The sequence below is a fragment of the Enterobacter cloacae complex sp. IR5450 genome, assembly GCF_049238665.1.
Taxonomy (GTDB): Bacteria; Pseudomonadota; Gammaproteobacteria; order Enterobacterales; family Enterobacteriaceae; genus Enterobacter; species Enterobacter hormaechei_C.
This window is the reverse complement of record NZ_JBMKIC010000026.1, coordinates 19,134-34,358: the sequence shown is the minus strand read 5'-3', so window position 1 is coordinate 34,358 and position 15,225 is coordinate 19,134. Positions and strand designations below refer to the sequence as shown.

The 15,225-nt window shown below is 59.1% G+C and carries 17 protein-coding genes and 1 pseudogene; 3 read left to right on the top strand and 15 right to left on the bottom strand.

Features of this window, described 5'->3' with window-relative positions; genetic code table 11:
• Positions 1-459 carry a DMT family transporter gene (locus ACOTYB_RS17905; protein ID WP_045333015.1) on the top strand — a complete coding sequence of 153 codons (459 nt, stop codon included), beginning with the start codon at positions 1-3 and terminating at the stop codon, positions 457-459.
• On the opposite strand, the gene ACOTYB_RS17900 is transcribed toward ACOTYB_RS17905, so the two are convergent.
• From ACOTYB_RS17900 to ACOTYB_RS17865, 8 genes are read right to left on the bottom strand one after another with little or no spacing between them, the layout of a single operon-like run.
• Positions 456-989 carry a DUF3833 domain-containing protein gene (locus ACOTYB_RS17900; RefSeq protein WP_409249040.1) on the bottom strand — a complete coding sequence of 178 codons (534 nt, stop codon included), beginning with the start codon at positions 987-989 and terminating at the stop codon, positions 456-458. The genes ACOTYB_RS17905 and ACOTYB_RS17900 overlap by 4 nt on opposite strands.
• The gene (locus tag ACOTYB_RS17895; protein ID WP_023314102.1) at positions 986-1,510 is read right to left on the bottom strand and encodes a hypothetical protein; all 525 of its coding nucleotides are present in this window, start codon (positions 1,508-1,510) and stop codon (positions 986-988) included. The genes ACOTYB_RS17900 and ACOTYB_RS17895 overlap by 4 nt, the downstream gene beginning before the upstream one ends.
• Positions 1,507-1,992 (bottom strand): DUF2878 domain-containing protein, encoded by a 486-nt coding sequence (locus ACOTYB_RS17890; RefSeq protein ID WP_003857308.1) that lies wholly within the window; start codon positions 1,990-1,992, stop codon positions 1,507-1,509. Before ACOTYB_RS17890 ends, ACOTYB_RS17895 begins: the two co-directional genes overlap by 4 nt.
• Entirely contained in the window at positions 1,989-3,209 is a 1,221-nt protein-coding gene (locus ACOTYB_RS17885) for an SAM-dependent methyltransferase (RefSeq protein WP_003857310.1), read from the bottom strand. The genes ACOTYB_RS17890 and ACOTYB_RS17885 overlap by 4 nt, the downstream gene beginning before the upstream one ends.
• Entirely contained in the window at positions 3,206-3,928 is a 723-nt protein-coding gene (locus ACOTYB_RS17880; protein ID WP_220153811.1) for a DUF1365 domain-containing protein, read from the bottom strand. Before ACOTYB_RS17880 ends, ACOTYB_RS17885 begins: the two co-directional genes overlap by 4 nt.
• A 1-nt stretch (position 3,929) precedes the next feature.
• Positions 3,930-5,189 carry an NAD(P)/FAD-dependent oxidoreductase gene (locus tag ACOTYB_RS17875; RefSeq protein WP_409249041.1) on the bottom strand — a complete coding sequence of 420 codons (1,260 nt, stop codon included), beginning with the start codon at positions 5,187-5,189 and terminating at the stop codon, positions 3,930-3,932.
• A complete protein-coding gene (locus ACOTYB_RS17870) occupies positions 5,186-5,905 on the bottom strand; it encodes an SDR family NAD(P)-dependent oxidoreductase (RefSeq protein ID WP_220153810.1) in 720 nt (239 codons plus the stop codon). The genes ACOTYB_RS17875 and ACOTYB_RS17870 overlap by 4 nt, the downstream gene beginning before the upstream one ends.
• Positions 5,902-6,336: a nuclear transport factor 2 family protein gene (locus ACOTYB_RS17865; protein ID WP_003857316.1), complete on the bottom strand. Its 435-nt coding sequence runs from the start codon at positions 6,334-6,336 to the stop codon at positions 5,902-5,904. Before ACOTYB_RS17865 ends, ACOTYB_RS17870 begins: the two co-directional genes overlap by 4 nt.
• Before the next feature lie 259 nt (positions 6,337-6,595).
• Here ACOTYB_RS17865 and ACOTYB_RS17860 point away from each other — a divergent pair, with 259 nt between their 5' ends.
• A complete protein-coding gene (locus ACOTYB_RS17860) occupies positions 6,596-6,793 on the top strand; it encodes a hypothetical protein (RefSeq protein WP_003857318.1) in 198 nt (65 codons plus the stop codon).
• 1 nt (position 6,794) lies between these two features.
• Complete coding sequence (locus tag ACOTYB_RS17855; RefSeq protein WP_022651152.1) at positions 6,795-7,547, top strand: hypothetical protein; 753 nt, start codon at positions 6,795-6,797, stop codon at positions 7,545-7,547.
• A gap of 56 nt (positions 7,548-7,603) precedes the next feature.
• On the opposite strand, the pseudogene ACOTYB_RS17850 reads toward ACOTYB_RS17855, so the two are convergent.
• The 7 genes and pseudogenes from ACOTYB_RS17850 to paaH all read right to left on the bottom strand — a co-directional run.
• Positions 7,604-9,058 (bottom strand): annotated as a pseudogene (locus ACOTYB_RS17850) (alkyl/aryl-sulfatase); the annotation flags it as partial.
• Between the two features lie 97 nt (positions 9,059-9,155).
• The gene (paaY, locus tag ACOTYB_RS17845) at positions 9,156-9,761 is read right to left on the bottom strand and encodes a phenylacetic acid degradation protein PaaY (protein ID WP_006810541.1); all 606 of its coding nucleotides are present in this window, start codon (positions 9,759-9,761) and stop codon (positions 9,156-9,158) included.
• Positions 9,762-9,770: 9 nt separating this feature from the next.
• Entirely contained in the window at positions 9,771-10,706 is a 936-nt protein-coding gene (gene paaX, locus ACOTYB_RS17840) for a phenylacetic acid degradation operon negative regulatory protein PaaX (protein WP_032628228.1), read from the bottom strand.
• 133 nt (positions 10,707-10,839) lie between these two features.
• Positions 10,840-12,156, bottom strand: a complete 1,317-nt coding sequence (paaK, locus tag ACOTYB_RS17835; protein WP_022648028.1) for a phenylacetate--CoA ligase PaaK — start codon at positions 12,154-12,156, stop codon at positions 10,840-10,842.
• A 26-nt stretch (positions 12,157-12,182) separates the two neighbouring features.
• Entirely contained in the window at positions 12,183-13,388 is a 1,206-nt protein-coding gene (pcaF, locus tag ACOTYB_RS17830; RefSeq protein WP_220153809.1) for a 3-oxoadipyl-CoA thiolase, read from the bottom strand.
• Positions 13,388-13,810 (bottom strand): hydroxyphenylacetyl-CoA thioesterase PaaI, encoded by a 423-nt coding sequence (gene paaI / locus ACOTYB_RS17825; RefSeq protein WP_003857335.1) that lies wholly within the window; start codon positions 13,808-13,810, stop codon positions 13,388-13,390. The genes pcaF and paaI overlap by 1 nt, the downstream gene beginning before the upstream one ends.
• Entirely contained in the window at positions 13,800-15,224 is a 1,425-nt protein-coding gene (gene paaH / locus ACOTYB_RS17820; protein WP_220153808.1) for a 3-hydroxyacyl-CoA dehydrogenase PaaH, read from the bottom strand. The genes paaI and paaH overlap by 11 nt, the downstream gene beginning before the upstream one ends.
• Position 15,225 lies beyond the last annotated feature (1 nt).

The window sequence follows — 15,225 nt, the reverse complement described above, 5'->3', positions numbered from 1 at the left end:
ATGACAGTGATTATGATTATTCTGGCGGTGATTGGCGGCGCAACGCTGAGCATTCAGGCTGCCATCAACGGGCAATTAGGCAGCAGCGTGGGGGTATTCAAAAGTGCGTTTCTGACGTTTTCCGTCGGCGCGCTGGTGACCGCCCTGCTGATCTTCTTTTTTGAGCCGAAACAGGCGGTCAGCCTGATGGATGTACCCAAATGGCAGCTTCTGGGCGCCCTCTGCGGCGTGCCCTATATCGTGATTATGGTGCTCGCGGTGCAGCGCATCGGGACCGCTGTTGCCACGGTAGCGGTTATCCTGGGCCAGCTGGCCATGAGCATGCTGATTGATAACTTTGGCTGGCTGAACAATGAAGCCATTCCGTTTTCAGTGAGCCGTTTCGGGGCCGTCGTCTGCCTGAGTATTGCGCTCTTCTTCATTTACTCAAGCAGTAAACTTCAGCCCGAAGAGGATTAACCGCCCTCTTTGCGGGTAAAGAACAGCGTCACCGTGGCGACGGTGACGCCAAATTTCTTCATCTCAGTTTTATTGAACAGACGGGTGCTGTCCTGCAAATACATCCAGTCATCAAAGTACAGCAGCCAGGTTTTGCCGTCCGCCTTCACGTTCATGCTGTAGCGCCAGTTAAGGGCATTGCCCGCCGCCTGGCCTGTCGCGACACCTTCTATGTCACCCGCCGTGCCTTCATAGCGATTCTGCCCAACGCGGCGGATATGCCAGACGCGCTGCTGCTTTTCGCCGTCATCGTAGACAAAATGCTCGTTCAGGGTCAGCGTATCGCCGATAACATCCCCGGCGATCTCGACGTGAAAACGGCGGATCTGCTTACCGCTGCGATCCTGCACCATCCCCCACGCCTCGGTTTTCCCCTGGAAGTAAGTAAAAATATCAAGCCGTGGCTGCTGCTGACGATACTCTGTCACCTCGGTGCTACATCCGGCCACCAGCATCGTCAGGGCAAGCGCCATAAGCAGGAAACGTTTCATTGTGCTCCTCCAGTTAACTGCTGACGCAGTTCAGGATATTCGGTGCGGGGATCGAGCCAGATCGCCAGAAAGCGTGAGCTAAACGCTGCCGTCTGGCGTGGCCCGAGTGGCGTAAATTTTTTCTGCGACGCCGTGGGGCGATACCAGAATTGTCCCTGGCCGTTATTAACCACAAACGCGAGCTGCGTGCCGGGCGTGACGTCGGGCCAGAGCGTGGACAGCATGCGTAGCCAGGCTTCACTCTGCGGCTCCTGCTGCAAAATGCCCTGCGCCTGCCACTGGTCGCGGGTCGCCTCGACCAGGTCGTCACCATCGATGTCCCGGGCATAGGTGATAATCAGCGCATTATCGCCGTCTAATCCTGTATAGCTGCCGTCGGGCGTCAGAAGCTGAGAGGTATAGACGGTAAACGGCCCCCAGGTGAGGGTGGCGTCACCCACCTTGCGCCAGCTCAGCCAGTCTGCCGCCTGCACGGTACAGGTGAAGACGGATAACGCGAGCATCAGTACCAGATTTCTCATTGTTGTCTCCCCATCAACAGGTGGAAAAACAGCATCAGCACCAGCCAGCCGGGGAACATCCAGCTGACGACGATAAAGGTCGGCTCCTGAAACGTAATGGCCCCAAGATGCTCGCCGATCAGGTAGGCTACCGGTCCGCCCAGAGTCGCCAGCACCGTCAGCAACCATCCTGGCAAGGTGGTCGTGCGGGTCAGGTGCGTCCAGACGGTGGCAAACATTAGCCACAGCGCCACCATCCATAGCGGCATCAGGGACGCGCCCGTGAACGCAATCAGCCCCGTCAGCGCCCAGAGGGCGTCCAGCAACGCACCCGACGCCGCCAGCACAAGGGCGTATACCCGGTGTGATGGCGGTAATAACAGCCAGGCAAGCACCGCCAGCGCGATCCAGATGACCAGCCCCTGCTCGCGAAACAGCACCACCAGCGTCCAGTAGAGATCAAACCCGATGGCCAACAGAAATACCTGCCCGTAACGCTTCATACGCGTTCCGCAGTCAGCTGCACCACGCTGATGGTGCGGGCATTAAACCCGGCTTCACAGTAGCCGAGGTAGTACAGCCACATCCGCCGGAAACGGTCATCAAACCCGAGCTTTTCAATCTCCTGCCAGGCGTGAACGAAACGCTGACGCCAGTGCGCCAACGTGCGGGCGTAGTCCGGCCCCATATCGAAGAGATTACGCACCACAAAATCGGTATGGCGGGTCATCAGTTCATTCATGGCGGTGATGCTGGGCAAAAAGCCGCCGGGGAAGATGTAGCGCTGAATAAAATCGACGCTTTTGCTGTAGTCGCGATAGCGCTGATCCTGAATGGTGATGGCCTGAATCGCCATCCGCCCGCCTGGACGCAGACGCGCCTGACAGGTACGGAAAAACGTTGGCAGGTAGCGTTGGCCGACGGCTTCGATCATCTCAACCGAGACCAGTTTGTCGTAAACCCCGGTCAGATCGCGGTAGTCGCAAAGCAGCACCTCAACGCGATCCTGCAACCCTGCCCGGGCGATCCGCGCGGTGGCCCAGTGGTACTGCTCCTGCGACAGCGTGGTGGTGGTCACCCGACAGCCGTAGTGACGGGCGGCGTACTCCGCCATCGCCCCCCAGCCGGTGCCAATCTCCAGCAGATGATCGTTTGCCGTGAGCGCCAGCTGGTCGCACAGCCTGGCCATTTTCGCCTGCTGAGCCGCGTTCAAATCCTGCTCGTCCCCGTTAAACAGCGCGCTGGAGTACAGCAGGTCTTCATCAAGGAAATGGGCGTAGAAGGCGTTGCCCAGATCGTAATGGGCGGCAATATTTTCACGCGCCTGAGCGCGGGAGTTGCGCCGCATCCAGTGCCGTAGCCGCTCCACCGGTTTCCCGAGCAGGCGAAACCCTTTTTCCAGTTGCCCGAGGATTTGGCTATTACGTGCAATCAGCTCCAGCAGCGGCGTCAGGTGGGGCGTCTCCCAGTCGCCATCCATCCACGCTTGTGCCGCGGCGAGGCTGCCCCCGGTTAAAATGCGCCAGTAGACGCCCGGAGCAAGTACCTGCACCTCAGCATGAAGCGCGGCGGAGGCGTCGCCGAACTGGAACGTCTGCGCGCCTTCACGCAGCGTCAGCGAGCCACCGCGCAGACCGTTCAGCAGGCGGAAGAGCAACCATCGCGCGACGCGGACGTTGCGCGGGATATCGGGTTCAAGCGCAAAGACGGGATCGGTCATGAGCGTTCACTCCTGCTGATGGGATGGTTATGCAGCGGCACGCGCTTCAGCCACAGCCTGAGCGCCTGCCAGTAAATGGCGAAAACGGTTTTGAGGGTCATCAACGGGATCCGCGCCAGCAGCGAACGCAGCGCTGCGCGCGTCAGCGGCGCCCGGCGTAGCGTCAGGGTGGCATCAAACACCTTCGTCTCCTGATGGTTTTCGATATGCATGCGCAGCGTGCTGTCCGGGCTGTTGAAGCGCCAGTGGTAAACCATATCCATCGGATTAAAGGGCGAGACGTGAAAAGCTTTCTCCGTCGGCGGGGCGTCCCGCCCCGCTACCGCGTAGTAATGTCGTTCATTCCACGGCGTGTTACGCACTTCGGCGAGAACCCAGCGCAGAGTGTCTTCGCCGTCATAGCAGTAGTAAAAATTGACCGGGTTGAAATGAAAACCGAAATAGCGCAGCTGAGTCAGAAGCATGACCCGCCCCGCCGGACGCTCGCCGGTCAGATTTTCCAGACGCTCAAGGACGTGCTCTTTGAGCGGCGTGCCCAGCGGGTAGTCCGCATCATAAAATGCCGCGGGCGCAACGCGGTTACGGCGCACGCCGACGGAGGGCAGCGCGTCCAGCTCATCGAGATCGAGCCAGGCCATAAAGACGCTGTAGGTAAAGTGGTGCGCTTTTGGCGCAAGCCGACGATGGCGCAATGTGCCGTGGTAAAGGCAGCTGTTCATCTCAGTTGCCCTCCCCGGCCGCGATAGCGTTGACCACGTCCAGCGCACTGCGTACGCCATCTTCGTGGAAGCCGTTGTACCAGTACGCGCCGCAGAACCAGCTCCGCTGGCGACCGTTTATTTCTCCGCGTCGGGCCTGGGCTTGCCAGCTTTGCGGGTTAAAAAGCGGATGCTCATAGACAAAGCGGCGCAGCACATAGCGTTCTTCCACCGGCGTTTCCGGGTTGAGGGTGACGCAAAACAGCGGGCTACCCGGCGGCAGTCCCTGCAAGATATTCATGTTGTAGGTGACGCAGGCGCTGGCCCGATCCTGCTCGCTGAGGCGGTAGTTCCAGCTCGCCCACGCGCGCTTGCGCACCGGCAGCCAGCGCGGATCGCTGTGAAGCACCACCTCGTTACGCTGCCAGCCGATATCACCCAGCACCTCACGTTCAGCCTGCGTTGGGCTGGCGAGCATCGCCAGCGCCTGAGCAGAGTGACAGGCGAAGATCACCTGATCGAAGGTATGAGTGACGCCTTCCCGCTCAATATCGACGCCACGATCGTGGCGAACAACCTTCTGAACCGGCGCGTTGAGGTGCAGCGTCAGGCGATCGCCAAGCTTGTCCATCATCGCGCGGATATACTCCCGGGAGCCGCCTGGCACGACGTACCACTGCGGACGATGGGTAATGTCCAGCAGACCGTGGTTTTCAAAAAAGCGTAAAAAGAGCGGCAGCGGAAAGCGTTTCATCTCCTGTATCGACGACGACCAGATAGCCGCTCCCATTGGCAGGATGTAGTGGCGCGCAAAAAAGGGCGTAAAGCGGTGCTGGCGCAGGAACGTTTCCAGCGTGGCGGATCCATCGACTTCGCCCCGGAGCGTCTGTTTCGCCAGCCGGTTAAAGCGCACGATCTCCTTCAGTAGCGTCCAGAAGGCAGGGCTCAGCAGATTACGACGCTGGGCGAACAGCGACGTCAGCGTGTGCCCGTTATACTCCAGCCCGCTCTGCGGGTTCTGCACCGAAAAGCTCATCTGCGTTTTTTGCCCGCTGATGCCCAGTTCGCTGAGCAGCCCCATGAAGCGCGGATAGGTGCGGTCGTTGTAGACGATAAAACCGGTATCGATGGCAAAGGTGCCCTGGGGCGTGTCGACATCTACCGTTGCAGTATGGCCGCCCGGGGTGGCCTGCGCCTCAAACACCGTGATCTGATGATGTCCGGCGAGCCGCCAGGCACAGGTTAACCCGGCGATGCCGCTGCCGATAATTGCGATTTTCATGGTCGCACCATCCTGCGCAGCAGTGCGCGCTTAAGTACATCGGGCAGGCCGGAAAGCAGGCGCAGCGCCAGGCTGAACCCGGCGGGAAACGCGATGTGATCCTTCCCTTTTGCCAGACCGCGACGAATGGCGTGGACGGCGTGCTCTACGCTGACCCGGCCCGGCATCGGGAAATCGTTTTTGCGGGTCAGCGGCGTGTCGACAAAACCGGGTGAAACGACCGTGACGGCAATCCCTTTCGGTTCCCAGTCGAGGCGCAGCGTGTCGGCAAACCAGGTTAACGCCGCTTTAGAGGCCCCATAGGCTTCGGCTCGCGGGAAGTGAAGCCAGTGCGCCATCGAACTGACCAGCACCACGCGGTTGCCGGATACCAGTTGCGGCTGCAACGCCGCAAGGCAGTTTACCGGCCCCATGAAATTGGTGGTCATGACCCGCGCCACCAGCTCGGCATCCACCTCGCCGCGGTCGAGATACTCGCAGGTTCCGGCGCAGAGAATCACCGTGTCGGCAGCACAGTCCGCCAGCGCCTGGCGACAGGCGTCCCTGTCTGTCATATCGAACAGGCGCACCGTGATGTTGGGGCTGTGCTGATGCACAGCGGCCAGACGTTGCGCATCGCGCCCGCAGGCAATCACCCGGTAACCATCGTCGGCAAAAGATTTCGCCAGCCCCGCCCCGATGCCCGAGCTTGCGCCGGTGATCAGAACCGTTTTCATGATTTCACTCTCCGCTTCACGCCGCGTACGGCCCAGCCGAGTATCGGGAGATGTTCGTAAATCATCTCTCCGGCATCGTAGTAATCCCGCTGGCGAACAATGCGATCGTCGCGCATGTCTACCACGGAGCAGCCCGGCAGCTGTCGCACTGCACCCCGGGCAATACGCGGGTGCGACCAGTGCATCATCCAGGTGACCACAAAGCGATCGCCCTGCTGCAACGGCGCATCAACGGTAAAGCGACAGTGCTGGACGTTAGCCAGCAAGTGGGTGAAATAGCGCTGGATCGCGAACACCCCGCTATGTTCGCCAAAGGGATCGATAAGCGTGGCATCGGCGCGATAAATCCCCGCCAGCGCCGAAGGTGGCTGGGTATCCAGCGTGGCGTAGTAATCAACGAACCGACTGATGACGGACGGCAACGTGCTCATGGGTCACATCCTGGGTGTAAACAACGTAGCGAAATCGCATAATTTAAACTTACACAATTAACGTTATTCGTCCAAGTTTGCGCAGATATATTTTTTATTCTTATTATTTTTCAAAGACCTGAAATGTTACCTCGCGCAACCATTTTGAGCATAAAGTTGAATTTCGCCGCCAGGCTGCCGTTTTTTTAGGGATAACCTTAAGGCAAAGGTGCCATTTATCTTCCAGACTTATCCTTTTAATTCATAAGGATGTCACGCGATGAAACATTTACTGATGACGCTCTTTTCCAGCCCGGAATCCTTGTTGCAGGTCATGAGTCACCAGGAAATTATCGAAGCCGTAGAGGATGGCGACCGCATCATCATCGATCAGGATGGAAACGCCTCGGTTAACTACAAAAGCCACGAGGTGCGGCAGGACTTTCTGCGCCATGTCAACGCGCTGAAGAGGGCCTGAAATGGGAACGGCAATATTCATGGTATTGATGGTATGCGGGTACTGGTACACCAGCCGCGACCTCTCAACACGGTTTAAAATCAAGCGCTCCTTTGGCTGGGACGTCTATTTTCTTGTGGCGCTGTATGGCTGTATTTTTGTTCTTCAGGGAGTGATCGCCACCGGCCTGTTGTGGCTGCTGTTGTTCGCCCTCTCCGCCGCCGATAACACGTTCCATTTCACGTCTGCAAAATATGCCGACTGGCAAATTGATTTTATGAACTGGAGCTTCCTGGGGATTCAGGCCCCGGTGGTGGTAATGCTGACCTTCGCGATCCTGTTCTGTCTCTACCGTTCGAACTGGGCCGGGAGCGCGCGGCTGGACGGCGAAGGCCGAAAAAAGCTCTACAAGCGGCTGGCGCAATCGAGCGGGATTGAACAGCTGCTCTATCAGTGCATGGAGGAAGGTGAACTGGCGCACGTCACGCTGAAATCGCGGCGGATCTATATTGGGATGATCCATACCGCCACGCTGGAGTATGAAAAAACGGCCAATATCGTGCTTATTCCGATGCTGAGCGGCTACCGTGACGGGAAAAACATGCAGCTCTGTATCGAACATAACTACAGCAAATGGTATGCCGAGCATGACATTACGCTCGATTCAGAGCCCAAAAGCGCCATGGATTTTCGCAAAGTGATCATGCTGGATCAGATCGAGAGTATTTCGCTGTTCGATCCGGCAAGCGCCAGCGCGCTGGCAATGCGTGAATAAAAAAATGGCGCCTTATCGCAACAAGGCGCCAGGATTAACCAGGATGAACGCTAAACTTATGGCGTCACAATATTGAACCAGAAGTCAAATGTGTCCATGTAGCTCAGCATCTCTTCCAGCTTCGCCCCGTTTCCGCTCACCTTCACGTCACCCTTATCCATCGCCTGCTTCAGCGTCTCTTTCTTAAGGATGATGTTGTTCAGCGTGGTACGGTCCAGCGTGATGGTTGCGTCAGCAGCCTTCGCCTGCGCGTTGGCGGTATGGTTCAGCACGCCATTACGCAGTTCCTGCGCGCCGGTCAGGTAGAAGTTACGCCAGGTGCCCGCTTCCGCCTGGTAACCTAACTGCTCAAGCGCGTCGGCTTCCAGATTACGGGCAGCCTGGTTGTTAGGATCGGCAAAGACCACTTTGCTTACCACCTGAGCAACCCAACGGTAATTACCCTGCTGATAATCCGCTTTGGCTTTCTGCATGATGGCATCAGCGCCGCCCATGTACTGCACGAACTTCTTCGCAGCCAGTTCAGGCGGCAGCTCGTCGAGGGTTGCCGGGTTGCCGTCGAACCAGCCGAGATAAAACACGTAGGTGGCTTTGACGTCGTGGCTAACGGAGCCGTAGTAACCGCGGCTTGCCCACTGTTTTTCCAGCGATTCCGGCAGTTTAAACTCGGCGGCGATCTTGTCGCGGGTGAGCCCCTTGTTTGCCATACGCAGGGTCTGGTCGTTGATGTAGCGGTACATATCGCGCTGACCTTTCATCAGCTTGACGATATTCTCGTTACCCCAGGTCGGCCAGTGGTGCTGCGCAATAATCACTTCCGCGTCCGCGCCCCAGCGCTCAATGGCGGCGTTAATGTACTTAGACCAGGCCAGCGGGTCGCGGATTTTCGCGCCGCGCAGGGAGTAGGTGTTGTGCAGAGTATGGGTCACGTCCTCTGCGGCCTCGATCATTTTCTTCTCTTTGACGTACCACAGCATCTCCGACGGAGCTTCTGAACCCGGCGCCATCATAAAGTCGTAGGTCAAACCGTCGATCACTTCTTCCTGACCGGTATGGGTAATGTAGTCGGTCGGCGGGATGAGGGTGACAGTACCCGCAGAGGTGGTGGTGCCAAGGCCTGCACCCCCCTGGCCTTTTGCATTCGGCTTCAGCAGGTTGCCGTACATATAGCTCGCACGGCGGCTCATCGCGTTTCCGGCCATAATGTTTTCGGAAACCGCCTCTTTCATAAAGCCATCCGGCGCGTAGATTTTCACTTTGCCAGACTTGACGTCAGCTTCGTCAACCACGCCGCGCAGGCCGCCATAGTGGTCAACGTGGCTGTGGGTGATCACCACAGCGACGACCGGTTTCTTGCCGCGGTTTGCATAGTAGAGATCCAGCGCTTCTTTCGCCGGTTCAGCGCTTAACAGCGGGTCGATAACGGTAATGCCCTTCTCGCCCTCAATGATGGTCATGTTGGAGAGATCGAGATTACGGATCTGATACACGCCGTCGGTGACCTTAATCACCATGAAGCGCGGAAAGCTGGTGTCGATTGACCGGCCCCTGCCGGATGCGTATTGAGCTCATTTTCACGCCTTGATCAACGTGCGGGAGCGAACAGCCTTATTTATCCCGGCCAGCCGACTTGGGCCGTAAATTCTCATCGAAGACCAGCCGTTTGCGTCCTGGCTCTTCTTCCCGCAGCGGCTCCACCTGGTGCAGCGTCTGCTTACAACGGTCCACCAGCACCTGATACTCCCGCGTGCCCTGCTTTTTCCACTCTATTTCCTGCGCGCTTAGCTCACGAATCGCTTTCGCCGGACTGCCAAGAATCAAGTGATTCGCAGGCATTTCCGCTTTGGCCTTCACAAACGCCGCCGCCCCAACGATGCTGTTTTCGCCGATCGTCGCCCCGTCCATCACGACCGCATTCATCCCCACCAGCGCATTACGGCGGATAATGCAGCCGTGCAGGATCGCGCTGTGGCCGATATGCCCGTCCTCTTCCACCACCGTGTCCTGCTCCGGAAAACCGTGCATCACGCAGTTATCCTGGATGTTCGCGCCGTCTTTCACCACGATCCGGCCAAAATCACCGCGCAGGCTGGCGTTGGGGCCTACGTAAACACCTTTGCCGAGGATCACGTCGCCAATCAGCACCGCGGTCGGGTGAACATAGCTCTCTTCAGGCACGACCGGCGTCAGACCATCAATTTGATAAACAGGCATACCCTCTCCTTATGTGATATTCAGACCACCAAAACGCTGGTGATAAAGCGTGCCGGGAGCGGGCAGCTCGCCCACGGAGGTTTCCCCCTTCTCACTGACAAACGCCAGGGCTCCCGCCGCCACGCGCTGGTAGATATTAATGCACAGCTGTCGCGCGCTCTGTCCCGCCCAGTGCGCAGGAAGTAACTCCTCCGGCAACAGCGGATCTTTCAGCACCACGCGACGATAAAAATGAATGAGTAACAGCTGGATCTGGAAGCAGCGTTCCGGGGTCAAATCCTCAGGCGGCGTTTCTTTCAGCAGCGGCAACAGCGGACGGAACGAGTTGATAAACGTTTCGTACATCGCGTTTTGTTCGGTCAACTGCCAGCACTCTTCCACGCGGGCTCGTAACGCTGCACGTGATAAGGCCAGCGGTGAATGGGCCTCAAAGAAAATGACGTTTTCCGCCACGCCCGCATCATGCAACAGAGACTGCACGTCCGCCAGGTTCTGCGACGGCGAGGCCATCAGGCTCGGCGCCAGCGTGCCGAACCCTTGCCAGATGAGCTGTTTTTTCACATCCGCGAGGGTGGTTTTATCCAGCCCCTCGGAGAGCAGCAGCAGCCATTTGCCATCCCACGCCGGCAGTTCCGCACGGTAGATTTTATTTTCCGCGCGGCGGGTCAAACGCAGCCCCTTGTCGCTGAGACGGTAAAAGCTGCGGCGGCCAATGCGGGACACATCCAGCCAGCCCTCTTTGTTGAGGCGAAACAGCGCGGTGCGCACAAAGCGCTCGCCAAATCCCATCCCTTCCAGCAGGGCCGCCAGGCTGCCGAGCCAGATCTCTCCGCCGCGGTGCGAAAGCGCGTCGCCATACAGTGAGGAGATAAGCGACGTTCCGCTGACGGGAACAGAGCTGACTGCATGCTGGATAAAGGCATCAAGTTTATTCATGTGATTCATTCTGTTGTTATTTTTTTCCTGGATGAATCATAGCATACGAATCTGGGGTGTACCCTCACCCTAACCCTCTCCCAAAGGGAGAGGGAACTTAATACACCCTCTCCCTTTGGGAGAGGGCTGGGGTGAGGGGAATTCAACCGTTGGCTGCCACTTTACGCAAATCAAACACCCGGCAGGCTTTACCCTCGGAGCGCGGTATGCTGCCACAGTTAACGATCATCACGTCGGTCGAGATCCCCACCATCGATTTAATCCGATGACGCAGCTGATGGCAGACCTGACAGCGCTGCTCATGGGTCAGCGTTAAGCTGCTCTGTTTCAGCTCGACCTTCACCGAAAGTGAATCAAGATGCCCGCGGCGGTTCACCTCCAGCTGATAGTGTGGCGAAAGATGTTCGAACTTAACGATCTCCTCTTCCAGCTGTGACGGGAAGACGTTCACGCCGCGAATGATGAGCATGTCGTCGCTGCGCCCGCTGATGCGATCCATCCGGCGCATGGTGCGTGCAGTGCCCGGCAGCAGGCGCGTCAGGTCGCGGGTGCGGTAGCGGATCACCGGCAGCGCCTCTTTGGTCAGGGTGGTGAACAGCAGTTCGCCCTGCTCGCCGTCAGCCAGCGGCGTGCCGTCATTCGGGTTGACGATCTCCGGGTAGAAGTGATCTTCCCAGATGGTCGGGCCGTCAGCGGTTTCAAGACACTCCATCGCCACGCCCGGCCCCATCACCTCGGAGAGACCATAGATATCCAGCGCGGTAATGCCCAGCCGTTTTTCAATTTCGCGGCGCATCGCCTGCGTCCACGGCTCGGCGCCAAACACGCCGACGCGCAGGGAACAGGCGCTGGCGTCACCGCCCATCTGACGCTCCAGTTCTTCAATTAAATTCAGGCAGTATGAGGGCGTCACCATGATCATATCCGGCTGAAAATCGCGGATCAGCTGCGCCTGCTTCTCCGTCTGGCCGCCGGACATCGGGATCACCGTTGCACCCAGACGCTCGGCACCGTAGTGCGCCCCCAGCCCGCCGGTGAATAGCCCGTAGCCGTAGGCCACGTGAATTTTATCCTTCGCGCTGCCCCCGGCGGCGCGCAGGGAACGGGCAACTATATTGGCCCAGTTGTCGATATCATTCTGGGTATATCCCACCACGGTCGGCTTTCCGGTGGTGCCCGACGAGGCGTGGATGCGCACCACCTGCTCCATCGGCACCGCAAAGGTATCGAACGGGTAGTTGTCGCGCAGATCCTGCTTGGTGGTGCACGGGAATTTTTGCAGGTCCGCCAGCTCGTTAAAATCGTCAGGGTGAACGCCCGCGGCGTCAAACTTGCGTTTGTACATCGGAACGTTGTTGTAGGCGTGGTTCAGCGTCCACTTCAGGCGCGCGGTCTGCAACGCCTGCAATTCATCAATGGACGCGGTTTCGATCGGATCAAGCTTTGTTGTATTTATCATCGCAGGGTACTCACATTATTGTTCGCTCAAACACGCTCAAGGATCATGGCAATGCCCTGACCCACACCGATGCACATCGTACACAGCGCGTAGCGCCCGCCGCGTCGGTGCAATTCATTGCTCGCGGCCAGCGCCAGTCTGGCACCGCTCATTCCCAGCGGATGACCTAACGCGATCGCCCCGCCATTCGGATTCACATGCTCCGCGTCATCCGGCAAACCCAGCTGACGCAGCACGCCCAGCGCCTGTGCGGCGAAGGCTTCGTTAAGCTCAATGACGTCCATATCGGTGATACTGAGTCCGGCACGTTCCAGCACCTTACGGGTGGCGGGAACCGGGCCTAATCCCATCAGACGCGGCTCGACGCCCGCGGTCGCCATGGCCACAATGCGGGTGCGCGGGGTTAACCCCTGGGCAAGCGCCATCGGCTCGCTGGCGATAATCAGCGCCGCCGCCCCGTCGTTCACGCCGGAGGCGTTCCCCGCCGTCACCACACCGTTCTTGCGGAACGGAGCTTTCAGCGCGGCAAGCTGTTCAAGGGTGGTTTCGGCGCGCGGATGCTCGTCCACGCTCACTTCCGTTACGGCACCTTTTTTCCCCGCCACCTGTACCGGGATAATCTCCTGCGCCAGAACGCCATTCTGCTGCGCCCGCGCGGTGCGCTGCTGGCTGCGCAGGGCAAATGCATCCTGATCGGCACGGCTTATATTTAACAATTCCGCTACATTCTCTGCCGTTTCCGGCATGCTGTCAGTTCCGTATTGCTGATGCATGAGCGGATTCACAAATCGCCAGCCGATGGTGGTGTCGAAGATCTCCGCCTGACGCTGAAACGCCGCGGTGGCTTTGCCCATCACGAACGGCGCACGGGACATGGATTCGACGCCACCGGCGATCAGCAGATCGCCATCCCCGGCCTTAATGGCGCGTGCCGCAAAGCCAAGGGCATCCAGACCGGAGCCGCACAGGCGGTTAATGGTGGTACCGGAAACGGTCTGAGGCAGCCCGGCCAGCAGCGACAACATGCGCGCTACGTTGCGGTTATCCTCTCCGGCCTGATTTGCGCAGCCGAAGATCACATCATCTATGCGCTCCAGATCGAGCTGCGGGTAACGCGCCAGCAGCGCACGCAGCGGCACGGCCCCTAAGTCATCGGCACGCACGCTGGATAATCCTCCACCGTAGCGACCGACCGGGGTACGCACACCCTCACAAATAAATGCGTCACGCATCAGGCTTCTCCTGTCACACTGCCGCCAGTGCGGTGCGATTTCCCGCGAAAAAGAGCGACGGTTTTCTGTTGTTGGTTCTGAATTTCAATGTCGTATACGCCGGTCAGTTTGCCCTGATGCTTCACCCGCGCGGTAGCGGTCAGCTTATCGCCGGCAAAGCCCGGACGCAGAAAATCGATGGCGCAGCCTGAGGCCACCGCCGCCAGCCCCTGACTGTTGCAGGCGTAGGCAAAGGCGGTATCGGCCAGCGAGAACAGCTGTCCGCCGTGGCAGGTTTTATGCCCGTTGAGCATCTGCGGGGTGATGGTCATGGTCACCACCGCGTAGCCCTCGCCCATGTCGAGAATGTCCATCCCCATCGCCTGCGCGCAGGCGTCCCGTTCGTACATCGCGCGGGCGTTATGCCAGGCGTTATGACTCATAGCTACTCTCCAGAAGCGCACGCTGGCGCAGCAGTGAACAGGGGCGATAGCGTTCCTCGCCGTAGTGACGTTGCAGGTTCTCCAGCAGCGTTAACAGACGCTGCCAACCAAGGCGCTCGCCCCAGGCGATGGGCCCGCAGGGATAGTTGACCCCTAAGCGCATGGCGGTATCGATGTCTTGCTCGCTGGCGACCCCTTTTTGCAGGGCGTCCAGCGCTTCGTTGGCAATCATCGCTACCGTGCGCCAGACCAGCAGACCGGGGTAATCGGCAATCTGTACCACCCGTTTCTGCTGGTGCTGCAACCAGTAAATGGCTTTCTGCGTGGCGGCGTGCGGGTTGCCGGGTGCGGCGGCTATCACGGCCACATCCCGCTCGATGCGGTCGACCACCACCACCGGGCAGCCGTGGCGCAGCGCCAGCGACTGCGCGGTTTCACCCTGCGTTTCGATCAGCAACAGATCGTCAATTTCCGTGACACCGTCACTTATTCGCTGTACGCGCATGGGGTTGAAGCTGTCGCTGACCGGGGCGAGCCAGCTGACGGTGGGTTTCTCCTCCAGCCAGCGGTAAACGCCCTGCCCGCTTTTCTTACCCAGACGCCCCGCCAGCACCAGCTCCTGCTGCACCAGCGACGGCAGAAAACGACGCTCCTGCCAGAAGGCATTAAACACGGAGCAGGTCACGGCAAAGTTGACGTCCTGACCTATCATGTCCGTCAGCTCAAGCGGCCCCATCGGGAAGCCTCCGCCGTCTCGCAGGGCGGCGTCAATCACCTCGGGCGTTGCCACCTGCTCTTCCAGCGCGCGCCAGGCTTCCGAGTAGAACGGGCGCGCCACGCGGTTGACGATAAACCCCGGCGTGGACTGGCAGCGTACCGGCTGCTTTCCCCAGCTCAGCGCCAGCTCGCACAGCGCATCGGCCACTTCTGGTGAGGTCGCCAGCCCGCTGACCACCTCCACCAGCTTCATCACAGGGGCAGGATTGAAGAAGTGCAGCCCGGCGACGCGTTCAGGGTGGTTTATCTCCGCCGCAATCGCGGTAACGGAAATGGACGAGGTATTGCTGGCGAGCAGCGTCTGCGGCGGGCAAACCTCTGCCAGCTGGGTAAACAGCGCCTTTTTCACTTCAAGCCGCTCGGAGGCCGCCTCGATCACCAGATCGGCTTTCGCCAGAGCACTGATATTCGTCACCGGCGTCAGGCGGGCGAGGATCTGCTCCCCGGCGTCGGCAGAGAGTTTTCCACGCGCAACGCGTGAGGACAGCCGCTGGCGAATGCCGTCGACGGCGCGGGAAATCGCCGCTGCGTCAATGTCGTACACCAGAACCGGATGACCGTGGCTGGCTGCCACTTCGGCAATCCCGGCGCCCATGGTGCCGCTGCCAATGACGGCGACCGTATGGATATTCACCATC

Bases quoted from the DNA above. Each gene is read 5' to 3' on its own strand.
- ACOTYB_RS17905 (WP_045333015.1), top strand. From the start codon at position 1: ATGACAGTGATTATGATTATTCTGGCGGTGATTGGCGGCGCAACGCTG.
- ACOTYB_RS17900 (WP_409249040.1), bottom strand. From the start codon at position 989: ATGAAACGTTTCCTGCTTATGGCGCTTGCCCTGACGATGCTGGTGGCC.
- ACOTYB_RS17895 (WP_023314102.1), bottom strand. From the start codon at position 1,510: ATGAGAAATCTGGTACTGATGCTCGCGTTATCCGTCTTCACCTGTACC.
- ACOTYB_RS17890 (WP_003857308.1), bottom strand. From the start codon at position 1,992: ATGAAGCGTTACGGGCAGGTATTTCTGTTGGCCATCGGGTTTGATCTC.
- ACOTYB_RS17885 (WP_003857310.1), bottom strand. From the start codon at position 3,209: ATGACCGATCCCGTCTTTGCGCTTGAACCCGATATCCCGCGCAACGTC.
- ACOTYB_RS17880 (WP_220153811.1), bottom strand. From the start codon at position 3,928: ATGAACAGCTGCCTTTACCACGGCACATTGCGCCATCGTCGGCTTGCG.
- ACOTYB_RS17875 (WP_409249041.1), bottom strand. From the start codon at position 5,189: ATGAAAATCGCAATTATCGGCAGCGGCATCGCCGGGTTAACCTGTGCC.
- ACOTYB_RS17870 (WP_220153810.1), bottom strand. From the start codon at position 5,905: ATGAAAACGGTTCTGATCACCGGCGCAAGCTCGGGCATCGGGGCGGGG.
- ACOTYB_RS17865 (WP_003857316.1), bottom strand. From the start codon at position 6,336: ATGAGCACGTTGCCGTCCGTCATCAGTCGGTTCGTTGATTACTACGCC.
- ACOTYB_RS17860 (WP_003857318.1), top strand. From the start codon at position 6,596: ATGAAACATTTACTGATGACGCTCTTTTCCAGCCCGGAATCCTTGTTG.
- ACOTYB_RS17855 (WP_022651152.1), top strand. From the start codon at position 6,795: ATGGGAACGGCAATATTCATGGTATTGATGGTATGCGGGTACTGGTAC.
- paaY (WP_006810541.1), bottom strand. From the start codon at position 9,761: ATGCCTGTTTATCAAATTGATGGTCTGACGCCGGTCGTGCCTGAAGAG.
- paaX (WP_032628228.1), bottom strand. From the start codon at position 10,706: ATGAATCACATGAATAAACTTGATGCCTTTATCCAGCATGCAGTCAGC.
- paaK (WP_022648028.1), bottom strand. From the start codon at position 12,156: ATGATAAATACAACAAAGCTTGATCCGATCGAAACCGCGTCCATTGAT.
- pcaF (WP_220153809.1), bottom strand. From the start codon at position 13,388: ATGCGTGACGCATTTATTTGTGAGGGTGTGCGTACCCCGGTCGGTCGC.
- paaI (WP_003857335.1), bottom strand. From the start codon at position 13,810: ATGAGTCATAACGCCTGGCATAACGCCCGCGCGATGTACGAACGGGAC.
- paaH (WP_220153808.1), bottom strand. From the start codon at position 15,224: ATGGTGAATATCCATACGGTCGCCGTCATTGGCAGCGGCACCATGGGC.